This window comes from Enterocloster aldenensis (genome assembly GCF_003434055.1).
Taxonomy (GTDB): Bacteria; Bacillota; Clostridia; order Lachnospirales; family Lachnospiraceae; genus Enterocloster; species Enterocloster aldenensis.
This window is the reverse complement of record NZ_QVEX01000015.1, coordinates 1-12655: the sequence shown is the minus strand read 5'-3', so window position 1 is coordinate 12655 and position 12655 is coordinate 1. Positions and strand designations below refer to the sequence as shown.

The window sequence follows — 12655 nt, the reverse complement described above, 5'->3', positions numbered from 1 at the left end:
AGAAGGGAGTTTTACCGGTACGCTGCCAGGGGTATCATCCCAAGCCTGTGTAGCCAAAGCCGGCAGCGTGCCCGTAGGACTCTTTCATCTGGGGCAAAGGGAGACGCTGGTAATCCGCAGTGACCGTAAATTGTAAATATTTAAATGTCCCATTCCTAATATTTTGTGATAAAATAAAACCAATTATATGAGAACTGGAGGACAGGATGGGCAGAAGAAGAAAAGGTCATGGATGTGCGGTTACGGTATTGGTCCTGATGCTCCTTTTGATGGCAGCAGGCGGTGCCGGCGGATATATTTATATGCGCAAATATATGCCGTCCGATGAACTGTCAGATAAGGCCAAGGTGTTTGGGATTAAGGGCAGCCAGGTTGCCTTGCTTTTAGATAATGAACTGCAGGAAGAAAAGGGTATTTACGAGGATGGACAGGTATATCTGCCGGTGGGATGGGTGAATGAATATCTGAACCAGCGTTTTTACTGGGATGAGGGAGAGAAGCTCCTGGTCTATGCCCTTCCGGAGTCCATTGTTTATGCGGATGAGGATGCACAGGGGGAAAAGGGACCTCTTTTTAAGGTGACGGATGACGGCATGTACCTGTCCCTGGGCCTGGTGGTCAACTACACGGACATACGGACCCGGTCCTTTGCCACAAGCCAGATTAAGCGCGTGTTCATTGACACCCTATGGGAGCCTTACGATACCGCTGAAGTAAAAAAAGCAGGGCATGTAAGGGAAAAGGGAGGGGTGAAAAGCCCAATCCTCACAGAACTTGAGCAGGGAGAGCAGGTGGATGTGCTGGAAACCATGGAGAAGTGGTCCAGGGTGCGTACCGAAGACGGCTATATTGGTTACATTGAGAACCGCAGGCTGGATGGCCGGGAACAGGTCACGCCTGAGAGTTCCTTTGAGGCGCCGGTATATACAAGCATTTCCATGGATGAAAAGGTCCGCCTTGGATTCCATCAGGTGACGCGCCAGGAGGCCAACAATACCCTGGAAAGCTATGTGTCTGTTACAAAGGACATGAATGTGATTGTGCCTACCTGGTTCAATGTGATATCGGACGATGGAACCTATAATTCCCTTGCCAGCAAGGAGTACGTGGACAAAGCCCATGAGATGGGGCTTCAGGTATGGGCCATGGTGGAAAACGTAAGCACGCAGGAAAGCGTGAAGAACCTTAATACCAAGACACTTATGTCCTCCACCAGCACGCGCAGGAAACTGATTGAAAACCTTATGAAGGAAGCCGATACCTATGGATTTGACGGATTCAATCTGGATTTTGAGAGCCTGAAGGCAGAGGCCGGCCCCCACTATGTACAGTTCATCCGGGAGCTGTCCGTGTCCTGCAGACAGAAGGGGCTGGTGCTGTCCGTTGATAATTACGTCCCTTCCCCGTATTCTGCCTTTTATAACAGACGGGAGCAGGGGATTGTGGCGGATTATGTAATCGTCATGGGATATGATGAACATTACGCGGGCGGGGACGCTGGTTCGGTTGCATCCATTTCCTATGTAAAAGACGGGATAGAGAACACCCTGAAGGAGGTTCCCAAGGAAAAGGTCATTAACGCCGTGCCTTTCTACACAAGGGTATGGACGGTCAATGAAGGAAAGACCACATCCAAGGCTTACGGCATTGCGGACGCCAGGCAATGGGTTGCGGACAATCATGTGGATCTGACCTGGGACCAGGAGCTTGGACAGTTTTATGGAAGCACGGTTAACGGCAATGGGGAGCAATATATATGGATGGAAGATGAGAAATCCATGGCCCTCAAGATTGGCCTGGTGAAGGATTTTGACCTGGCAGGCGTGGCGTGCTGGAAGCTTGGATTTGAATCATCTGACATATGGGACATTGTGTCAACAGTGAAATAGATAATATGGACCGGGGGATGGAAATGGGAAACAGGAAGTGGATTGCAGGGATTGTGACAGCAGTACTGATGGGGATGGCAGCCGGGTGCAGCAGCCGGCCAGCTGTGGAGGAAAGCGTACAAACATCTGCCGAAAGGACAGAAGCCCCCTCCGCCGAGGAGCAAATCGTGAAGCCCACGGCGCCCAGCCCGTCGGAGATAGAGCCTTTTCCGGGAGCGGAAAAGGAGACAAAGGCCGAACCTCTGGAAGGCGGCAAACGGATTGTGGTAATGACGGATATCCATTACCTGGCTGAATCCCTTACTGATGGAGGGGATATGTTCCAGTCCATGGTGGAACACGGGGACGGTAAGCTGACCAATTATGTGCGGGAGATAACGGATGCAGCGTTTGAGGAAATCCAGCTTCTGAACCCGGATGTGCTGATCATCAGCGGGGATTTAAGCCTGCAGGGCGAAAAGAGGAGCCATGAGGAACTGGCCGGCAGGCTGGATGCACTGGAGCGGGCAGGGATAGCCGTCGTGGTAATTCCGGGCAACCATGATATCAATAACCCCAGTGCGGCCGTGTATTCCGGTATGGACCGGTATCCGGCGGAACCCACTACGCCGGCGGACTTTGTGAGTATTTATAGTGAATTCGGTTACTCTGAGGCCAACAGCCGGGACATCCATTCCCTGAGCTATACCTATGACCTGGGCCCGTCCATGCGGCTTTTGATGCTGGATACCTGTCAGTATGAGCCGCGCAACCGTGTGGGAGGGATGATTAAGACCGAGACCTATGAATGGATTGACAAAGAGCTGAAGGCGGCTGATGAGGACGGTGTCATCCTTTTGCCCGTGGCCCACCATAACCTGCTGGAGGAAAGCAAGGTATATGTGGATGACTGTACCATTGAGCACAGTGAGGAACTGATACAGAAGCTGGAAGGGGAGAACATCCCGCTGTTCCTGAGCGGACATCTTCATGTGCAGCATTTCATGCGCAACAACAGTTTTGGCATCCATGAAATCGTAACCAGTTCCCTGAGTACGCCGCCCTGTCAGTATGGCGTGCTGGAGTATATGGAAGATGAATCATTTTCCTACCATACCAGGCAGGTGGATATGGAAAAGTGGGCCAGGAGGCACAGGAGCAAGGATGAGAACCTGTTGAACTTCAATACATACAGTCCTCCTATCCTGAACCGGATTTTCTACAATCAGGCATATGACGCCATGAAGGATTCGGCTGAGGAGGAAACAGGAAGCCTGTTCGTGAAGCTGTCAGAGACCCAGAAGCAGCAGATGTCCAAGGTCTATGCGGATATCAATGCGGCCTGCTATGCGGGCAGGGCCTACGAGGTGGTGGAGGAGGCTGTGAAGCAGCCGGGATATGGGATGTGGCAGGAATATTGCTATCCGGCCATCCTGTATGAATATCTGGAATATATAGTGGAAGACGCGGTTAAGGATTATAACAGTCTGAGCGCGGAGTAAAAACAGGTCTTTTTCAGGTAGATGGGTGAATATACTGGATTAAAGGTTATGAAGGAGCACCCATTGATGAAGCAATCAGCATGGCAGACCGTGATGGGGATTCTCCTGCTGGGAATCGTGGCGCTTGTATCGTGGCAGGCCGGTACTCTGGTGGCGGTCCAGAATGATAAGGCGGACGCTGATAAGGCAAGGCCCGTGGTGGTAATAGACGCGGGGCACGGCGGCAACGACCCCGGTAAGGTGGGAATTGACGGGCAGTTGGAAAAAGACATTAATCTAAAGATTGCAGAGCGGTTGAAAGCTTATCTGGAAGCATCCGATGTAAAGGTGGTGCTGACCAGGGATTCAGATCAGGGCCTTTACAGTTCCGGTGACAGCCATAAGAAGATGGCGGATATGAGGAAGCGCTGCGACGTGATTAATGAGGCGGTTCCTGACCTGGTTGTAAGCATACATCAGAACAGCTATCATGAGGAGTATGTGAACGGCGGTCAGGTGTTCTATTATAAAACATCAGAGAAGGGGAAATATCTGGCGGAAATCCTGCAGAAACGGTTTGATTACGTGCTGGGGGACGCCAATAAGCGCATGGCAAAGGCCAATGATAATTATTACCTTCTTCTCCATGTAAAACAACCCATTGTCATAGTGGAATGCGGTTTCCTGAGCAATAAGAAGGAGGCGGCCAAACTGGAGCAGGAGGATTATCAGGACCAGATGGCATGGACCATCCATATGGGTATCATGGAATACCTGAATACGGTGGGGAACCGGAAAGCAAATGGGCAGTAGGCGTATGGTCAGGGTATGGCGTGGTTTTGCGCCATGCCCTTTTTGTAAATAAAAGGCGCCTCCTCCTTGCCATTATCTTTACCGCCACATATAATAGAAACAAGGATTCTGCGGCACAGGCAGCGCATGCCGCCACAGATGACGGACCATGGGACCCGGGATATCATAATAAGCATGCGGGAACGGAGGGAATATGGCTCAGGAAAACAGTAGGATTCATTCAGGACAGGAAATGGGGGAATGTCCCCAGGTCAAGGAAGCCCTTGTGGGGGCGGAAGGTGCCATCCATCTGGTTGCCATGGACCACATAGGCGGGTATGCGGTGCGTCCTGGATTTTACGACATATACGGTGCCACGGCAATACCGGGCGGGGTGAACTTTACCATTCATTCACACCATGCCACGGGGGTGGAACTGCTTTTATTCAGGCGGACAGAGGATAAGCCCTATGCTGTCCTGCCATTCCCATCCCATTACCGGATTGGGAATGTGTATTCCATGATTGTATTTAAGCTGGATATTGGGGAATTTGAATATGCCTACCGGGTGGAAGGGCCTTATGAGCCGGAGAAGGGGCTTATTTTCAACAAGGATAAATACCTTCTGGACCCCTATGCCAAGGCCGTGACCGGACAGAGCCTGTGGGGCCAGCCTTCCACACTGGGGCAGCGTTATAAAGCCAGGGTGGTGAAGGATGATTTTGACTGGGGCGACAATCAGCAGCCCCTGCTTCCCATGCAGGACCTGATTATCTATGAACTGCACGTAAGGGGATATACAAAGCATGGTTCATCCGGGGTGAAATTCCCGGGCACATTCGAGGGGCTAAAGGAGAAGATTCCTTATCTGGTGGAACTGGGAGTTAACGCAGTGGAGCTGATGCCTATCTTTGAGTTTGACGAGATGCTGGATTACCGGGAGGTGGATGGGGAAAAGCTGTATAATTACTGGGGGTATAACACGGTCAGCTTTTTTTCGCCCAATACAAGCTACACGGCCAGCAAGGAGTACAACCGGGAGGGAAATGAATTAAAGCGGCTGATCCATCTGCTGAATGCCCATGGAATTGAGGTTTACCTGGATGTGGTGTTCAACCACACGGCCGAGGGCAATGAAAATGGACCGTTTTTCTCATTTAAGGGCTTTGACAATAACATCTATTATATGCTGACCCCGGAAGGATTTTACTATAACTTCAGCGGCTGCGGCAATACACTGAACTGTAACCATCCCATTGTGCAGCAGCTGATCGTAAGCTGCCTGCGCTACTGGGTAACGGCTTACCGGGTGGATGGGTTCCGCTTTGACCTGGCGTCTATCCTGGGGCGCAATGAGGACGGATCCCCCATGGAAAAGCCGCCGCTCCTGCAGCAGCTGGCATTTGACCCTATCCTGGGGGATGTGAAGCTGATTGCAGAAGCATGGGACGCAGGAGGATTGTACCAGGTGGGGAAGTTTCCTTCCTGGAACCGTTGGGCGGAGTGGAATGGACGCTACCGGGACGATATCCGAAGGTATCTGAAAGGAGATGAAGGCACGGCAGGCGCGGCCGCCCTCCGTATTGCAGGATCCAGCGACATATATGACCCTTCTGTCCGTGACAATGCATCCGTGAATTTCATTACCTGTCATGATGGGTTTACCCTGTATGATTTATATTCTTACAATGTAAAGCACAATGAAAGCAATGGATGGAATAATACAGACGGCAGCAATGACAACCACAGCTGGAACTGCGGGGCGGAAGGGGAGACAGAGGATAAGGCGGTCAATACATTGAGGCGGCGCATGATACGCAATGCCTGTGCAGTCCTGATGTGCAGCAGGGGAATCCCCATGTTTTTGGCAGGGGATGAGTTTGGCAATACGCAGTTTGGAAACAATAATCCTTATTGCCACGATGATGAGGTGTCCTGGCTGGATTGGGGGCTTTTGGAGAAGAACCAGGATATATTCAGGTTTTTCAAGTCCATGATACATTTCCGGAAGGAACATCCGGTGCTGCGTTCCAATGTAAGCAATGGTTTTGGAGGACTTCCGGATATCAGCTTCCATGGCACAAGACCGTGGGCCATGGGATTTTCCGGCTCTGACAGGTACATCGGTGTCATGATGGCCGGCCAGGAGGAAGGGAAACAGCCTGAGGCAGTCTATATAGCCAGCAATGCGTACTGGGAACAGCTGGAGGCAGTGCTTCCAAAACTGCCAGATGGCATGGAGTGGTTCCGGGCCGTCAATACATGGGACGCGCAGGTCAGTGAATCCGGGCCCGTGGGATCAGGCTTCACAATTCCGCCCAGGACAGTGATGGTCTTTTGCGGCCGGTGAGGATTGACTGTCTGCAGACAGATGCAGGCAGTCCCAAAGACCTGTCCTGCCCCGGCAGGAGCATGGGAAGGAAGCTAAAAAAGGCCGGAGCCCCTAACCTATGCAAACGAAATATTGTATTCAAGTGTCTTCAATTTCCGGAAAATACAAAAGGCTGGAACCCCTTATAAATCAAGGGAATTCCAGCCAATAAAAAAGCGCGAGACGGGATTCGAACCCGCGACCCTCTCCTTGGCAAGGCGATACTCCACCACTGAGCCACTCGCGCATATATAACTTATTCAGTTAAAAGCAGGTGATGGGAATCGAACCCACGTATCTAGCTTGGAAGGCTAGTGTTCTACCATTGAACTACACCTGCATTCTGCTGTCATGATTTCAGCAGTGCCCAGAGCCGGAATCGAACCAGCGACACGAGGATTTTCAGTCCTCTGCTCTACCAACTGAGCTATCTGGGCATTTATCTGCAGATTCTGAGGAACAATCCTGTCCTTCGTTATCATGCCGACAACGCTAATATTTTACCCAGTTTTTGCCCAATTGTCAAGTGGATTTGGAAAAAATATTTATTATTTTCTCCCGGCCTATTTTCACCTGGGCGGATTGAAGCCTCGGCTTCCGCTTGGATGGGAGGCCGCTAAAACCACGGGGAAGCCATGATTTTCCTTAAGACAGCGGGAAAGCCATGGATTTCCCCAGGGCAGAGGACATGTCCGCAGGGCCTGACTCCGGACAGGCGTCACATATATTCCTTCCGGCCGCTGGCATCTGCAATCCCTTCGTCTTCACGGTATTTGGCAACCGTCCTTCTGGAGATGGAGATACCGCGCTCAGCCAGTTTTTCGCCCAGCAGGCGGTCGCTGTAGGGCCTTTTCTTATCTTCGGCATCTATGATTTCCCGAAGCGCCCGTTTGATGTCCGCTGCAGTGACGGCAGAGGAGTTATCCGGGTCAGCGGTATTTTCCTGGACAGAGACCTTTCGGGAGAAGAAAAAGTTCATGGGATATACGCCCCAGGAACACTGGAGGTACTTCTTGCTTACAGCTCTGCTGACCGTGGACTCATGGATGTCCAGTTCCTGTGCAATGTCGGCCAGCTTGAGGGGGGCCAGGTGGGAGGGGCCGTAGGTAAAGAAGCCTTCCTGATGTTCCAGTATGGATTTGGATACCTGCATCAGGGTCTTTCCTCTCTGGGTCACGCACTGCCGCACCCATTCCGCCTGGCGTATTTTGTTGCTCAGGTATTCCTTCAGCTCGGCAGAATCAGGGTTGCGGTTCATCTGGCTGTAGTAACTGTTAATCTCTATATTTGGGTACATGGACTCATTGAGCAGTATGTCAAAATGTTCCTTGAATTTAACAATGGTTACGTCCGGTATGATGTATCGGAGTTTTTCCCTGCTGCTGAAGGAGACGCCGGGTTTGGGGTTCAGTGATTTGATGATCTGGCAGTATCCCGCGGCCTCGGCCTGGGACAGGTGCAGCTTCCTTGCAATGGCGGGGATCTGGTTCCTGGCCACCATTTCCAGGCAGCCGTCAATGATGGAACTGAGGATGGGGGTCAGCATCTGGCGCCGGTCCAGCTGAAGCGACAGACATTCTTCCAGGTTCCTGGCACAGACGCCTGCCGGGTCCAGCTGCTGTAGGGTATATAAAAGTCTTTCCACCACAGACAGGTCAGTCTGAAAATAGGAGGCGATATCCTCTGCGCTTTCGCCCAGGTAGCCTTTGTTGTCCAGGGACTCCAGCATGAATTTAATCATGTCGGTCTCCAGGCTTGAGAAGTCCTCGGTAACCAGCTGGGACCACAGGTAATCCTGTAAGGTCTCGCCGTCGTCCGTGTTAATGTTCCAGCTGCTCTTGAAATCATAATCATCATCATTATTCTGTCTCTGATAGAGGTAATAATTCTCTTCATTAAAGGAATTCAGCCACTGCTGTTCCTCAATTGACTCCTTCTGCTGATTCCCGGCAGGAGGTTCCACGATATCAATCACAGGATTTTCCAATGCCAATTCATTGATGTAGGTATTCAGCTCCTGAGAGGTCATCTGCAGAATCTCAGCCGACTGTATCATCCGCTGGGACAGGGCCTGTGTCTGCTTAACCTGCAGTTTTAAATCCATAACACTTCCTTCTTTCATCTTAAGTCCAATGTTTTTTTGACCATACAATTATATCACAGAAGCCTGTCCAGCACAATCAAAGACTTTTGACGTCCCTGCCTCATTTTTGGGCCTCATTTTTGAGGGGAGCCATGGTTTTAAGATCTCCGTTGATTGGAACAGGATCATATGATAGGATAATAACATGGATTCCTCCCCGCCCTTCTGGATGGGGAATTTATGTACGCACACTAAAACAGGAGGATTCTCCCGCCATGCTGTTCAGTTCAATGATATTTTTATGGCTCTTTCTGCCATGTGTCCTGATCCTCAACCTGATACTGCCCCGCGGGGCCGCAAACTGGTTCCTGATTGCAGCCGGTTTTATATTCTATGCCTGGGGTGAGCAGGAGTATATCTGGGTCCTGCTCTTATCCCTTCTGGTCAATTACCTTGGTGCGCGGCTTATGGGGAAGGCTGGAGAATCACGGACCCAATGCCCCGGATACACCTTTGCCATCCTGGTACTGCTCCTGGCATTCAACCTGGGCCTTCTGGGATATTTTAAATATTTTGATTTCATCACGGGCCTTCTGGGCAAGCTGTCCGGCAGGCAGTTCATGGAGCCCAGGAACCTGCTTCTGCCCATTGGAATATCCTTTTATACCTTTCAGATGATTTCTTATGTCATCGATGTATACAGGGGGGACATACCGGCGGAGACCCGCCTGTCCCATCTGGCGCTGTATATTTCATTTTTTCCGAAAATGATCCAGGGGCCGATTGTCCGTTACGGAGGCTTTGACGCATGTATCCATGACCGCCATGTCACGCCGGAGCTATTTGCCTATGGGGCCAGGCGTTTTATCTACGGCCTTTCCAAGAAACTGATTCTTGCCAACCAGTTTGGAAGCGTGGTGGATAAGGTACTGTCCCATCCCATGGAGGAAATCAGCGGAGGGCTGGGCTGGTACATAGGGATTCTCTACACCCTTCAGATTTACTTTGATTTTTCAGGGTATTCCGATATGGCGGTGGGTCTGGGGAAAATGCTTGGCTTTCATATACCGGAGAATTTCAATTACCCGTACCTGGCGCGGAATGTGGGGGAGTTCTGGCGCAGGTGGCATATTTCCCTGTCCGGCTGGTTTAAGGACTACCTGTATATTCCGCTGGGAGGAAGCAGGAAGAGGACCCTGCGTACTTGTCTGAACCTGATGATTGTGTTCCTGTGCACTGGTTTCTGGCATGGGGCAGGGCTGTCCTTTATTGCCTGGGGCCTGTACTATGGCGTCCTTCAGGCCGCGGAACGGCTTTTCCTCAAAAAACGCCTGGAGCACCTGCCGGGGGCCGTAAGCTTCCTGTACATGTTTTTTGTCACGGTAACCGGATGGACCATGTTCCGCGCGGATTCCCTAACAAGAGGAATCATGCTTCTTGGGCAGATGCTTGCCATGAGGCCCGGGGTTTATGACAGTTCCATGTTCATCACACATAAAACAACGGTATTCATGATAATCGGGGTCCTGCTCTGCGGTCCGGTCCAGGCCATGGCACCGGGGGTCAGGCATCATATGACGGATAAGGATGGCATTTCCCTAATGGAGGGGGCATGGTTAATCCTGCTATTTGCATACAGTATCGCAGTGGCTGTGGGAAGTACGTATAATCCATTCATTTATTTCAGGTTTTAGGGTGTGTTTGGCCCAATCCGGCAGGGAGGTTGGCATTGGATGAATAAACGGATAAAAGCATACATATTTTCAGGCATGTTCCTGGCAATGCTGGTGCTGCCCCGTATCCTGTTCATTCCCTTAAAGGGATATGTGGACACAAAGAATTATGAGAACCGGGTATATCAGGAGAAACCTGTGTTAAGCATACAGGGGATTTCGCAGTATCCCGGGCTTTACGATGCTTATTTTAACGACCATCTGGCTTTTAAGAACCCTCTTGTGGCATTTGTGAAGCTGGCGGATATCCGGGTGTTTGGCGAGGTTTCCTCAGATGCGGTGCTTATGGGCAAGGACGGATGGATGTTTTATAAGCTAAAAGGGGAAAGGGAAGACAGTCTGGCGGATTACCAGGGGACGAATCACTATCCTCAGGAACAGCTGGAGCGGTTTGCCGGTTTCCTGCGGTCGGCGGACAGCCATCTTGGCAGCAGGGGAATAAAATTCATTTTATATATTGTCCCCAACAAGGAGCAGGTGTATAGTGAATACATGCCGTCCTCGGTGAAGGTGGTTAATGAAGGATCCAAGGCAGACCTTTTATACGCCTATCTGAAGGAACATACGGATGCGGATGTGTTTTATCCGTTGGGGCTATTCAGGCAGGCCAGCCAGGACTGGTGCCAGATTTACCGCAAATACGATACCCACTGGAATGATATGGGCGCGTTCCTGGCAGCGCGGATGGTGATTGCGGATATCAACCATGAAAAATTCGGTCCGGAGTCTTATATGGAATATACCATAAAGGATAAGGGTACCTTCAGCGGCGATCTGGCAGCCATGCTGAATCTTCAGGACTATTATGATGACGACCCGTTTTTGAAGGTGGCGGACTACCGGGAGGATGTCACCTATGCCATGGACTATCAAAACCAAAGGGAGACCATAACACGCTACATATCCGATGCGCAGGACCAGGAGCGGAATGTGCTTATGCTGAGGGATTCATTTGGCGTCCATATGGCGGAATATCTTGCAAAGGAATATCCCCAGGTGACCCTGATGGATTACCGTACGGAAGACTGCGCTGCCTCTGTCAGGGAACTTAAGCCGGATGTGGTGGTAGTTGAGGTGGCGGAGCGGTATACGGATTACATGTTTGGACTGCTGGAAAGCCTGGGGACCATGGAGTGGGAATGACGCACTATAATTAGGAGGATTTAATCATGCAATACAGGACAATGAGGTTTCAGAAGACGGAAGACAGGGTGTCCCTGCTTGGGTTTGGATGCATGCGCTTCCCCAAAACGGAAAGCGGGGCCATTGACCGGGAGAGGGCCGGGAAAATGCTGGACACGGCCCTGAAGGCCGGCGTGAATTACATCGACACAGCGTATCCCTATCACGACGGGGAAAGCGAGCCGTTCCTGGGCCGGATACTGGCAAAGTATGCAAGGGATTCTTATTATCTGGCAACCAAGCTGCCGGTATGGCTTGTTAATACGGCCAAAGAGGCCCAGGCTGTGTTTGACGGGCAGCTGGACCGCCTGCAGGTCAGCTATGTGGATTATTACCTGTTCCACGCCCTGAACCGTGAACGCTGGGAGAAGCTTAAAGGTTCCGGTATCATTGAGTGGGCGGAGCAGTTAAAACAGGAAGGGAAGATCCGGCATCTTGGATTCTCGTTCCATGATGATTATGAGGTTTTCAGGGAAATCATCACCTACAGGCAGTGGGATTTCTGTCAGATTCAGTACAATTATATGGACCGGGATATACAGGCAGGAGACAGGGGATATGAGCTGGCAAGGAAAATGGGCATTCCCATGATTGTCATGGAACCCGTAAAAGGCGGGATGCTGTCCGGGCTTCCCAAGGAGGCGCAGGCAATCCTGGAGGAAGCGGACCCGGAGCGTTCACCTGCATCCTGGGCCCTGCGCTGGGTGGGCAGCCATCCTGGGGTGAAGCTGGTTTTAAGCGGCATGTCTTCTGAGGAACAGCTGGAGGATAATATCAGGACCTTCAGCCCATTCGTACCACTTGGTACGCAGGAGGAGGAAGTCATTGGCCAGGCTGCAAAGGCTATCCGGGCCCGGCTTAAGAACAGCTGCACGGCCTGCCGCTACTGCATGCCCTGTCCGGCAGGAGTGGACATACCTGGCAATTTTGCCATATGGAACGAGGGCGCCATGTATGACATTGAGGAGAAGGCCAGGAAGGCATTTAAAGAAAAGCAGGAAGCCGGCGCCGATGCCGGCCTGTGCATCCAGTGCGGGAAATGTGAGAAGGTCTGTCCCCAGGGCATTGGGATAAGGAAGGACCTGGCAGATGTGGTGAAGGATCTGTCAGCCCTTTAAAGCCACGGTTTTCCCCTGGGGGGGGGG

General features: G+C 51.3%; 8 protein-coding genes and 3 tRNA genes. 7 read left to right on the top strand and 4 right to left on the bottom strand.

The features are described 5' to 3' along the window. Positions 1 to 206: 206 nt before the first annotated feature. The 4 genes from DWX59_RS21955 to glgX all read left to right on the top strand — a co-directional run bounded on the left by DWX59_RS21955 (position 207) and on the right by glgX (position 6491). On the top strand, positions 207 to 1889 hold the full coding sequence (locus DWX59_RS21955) for a glycosyl hydrolase family 18 protein (protein ID WP_117561433.1): 1683 nt from the start codon (positions 207 to 209) through the stop codon (positions 1887 to 1889). Between the two features lie 23 nt (positions 1890 to 1912). Next, positions 1913 to 3370, top strand: coding sequence for a metallophosphoesterase (locus DWX59_RS21950; RefSeq protein ID WP_117561696.1), 1458 nt, complete (start codon positions 1913 to 1915; stop codon positions 3368 to 3370). 66 nt (positions 3371 to 3436) lie between these two features. After that, positions 3437 to 4162: an N-acetylmuramoyl-L-alanine amidase gene (locus tag DWX59_RS21945; RefSeq protein ID WP_117561431.1), complete on the top strand. Its 726-nt coding sequence runs from the start codon at positions 3437 to 3439 to the stop codon at positions 4160 to 4162. A gap of 232 nt (positions 4163 to 4394) precedes the next feature. Then, entirely contained in the window at positions 4395 to 6491 is a 2097-nt protein-coding gene (gene glgX, locus DWX59_RS21940; RefSeq protein WP_166460283.1) for a glycogen debranching protein GlgX, read from the top strand. A 196-nt stretch (positions 6492 to 6687) separates the two neighbouring features. On the opposite strand, the gene DWX59_RS21935 is transcribed toward glgX, so the two are convergent. The 4 genes from DWX59_RS21935 to rpoN all read right to left on the bottom strand — a co-directional run bounded on the left by DWX59_RS21935 (position 6688) and on the right by rpoN (position 8616). Beyond that, positions 6688 to 6759 (bottom strand) — tRNA-Gly (locus DWX59_RS21935). A gap of 22 nt (positions 6760 to 6781) precedes the next feature. Continuing rightward, positions 6782 to 6852: transfer RNA gene (locus tag DWX59_RS21930), tRNA-Gly, on the bottom strand. A 24-nt stretch (positions 6853 to 6876) separates the two neighbouring features. Further along, positions 6877 to 6949: transfer RNA gene (locus DWX59_RS21925), tRNA-Phe, on the bottom strand. Between the two features lie 281 nt (positions 6950 to 7230). Further along, positions 7231 to 8616: an RNA polymerase factor sigma-54 gene (gene rpoN / locus DWX59_RS21920; RefSeq protein ID WP_117561426.1), complete on the bottom strand. Its 1386-nt coding sequence runs from the start codon at positions 8614 to 8616 to the stop codon at positions 7231 to 7233. 254 nt (positions 8617 to 8870) lie between these two features. On the opposite strand from rpoN, the gene DWX59_RS21910 reads away from it, so the two are divergent. The 3 genes from DWX59_RS21910 to DWX59_RS21900 are packed head-to-tail and all read left to right on the top strand — an operon-like array spanning position 8871 to position 12628. Continuing rightward, complete coding sequence (locus DWX59_RS21910) at positions 8871 to 10289, top strand: MBOAT family O-acyltransferase (RefSeq protein ID WP_117561421.1); 1419 nt, start codon at positions 8871 to 8873, stop codon at positions 10287 to 10289. A 39-nt stretch (positions 10290 to 10328) separates the two neighbouring features. Further along, entirely contained in the window at positions 10329 to 11471 is a 1143-nt protein-coding gene (locus DWX59_RS21905) for an alginate O-acetyltransferase AlgX-related protein (RefSeq protein ID WP_117561418.1), read from the top strand. Between the two features lie 26 nt (positions 11472 to 11497). After that, positions 11498 to 12628, top strand: a complete 1131-nt coding sequence (locus DWX59_RS21900) for an aldo/keto reductase (protein ID WP_117561416.1) — start codon at positions 11498 to 11500, stop codon at positions 12626 to 12628. The last annotated feature ends 27 nt before the right edge of the window (positions 12629 to 12655 follow it).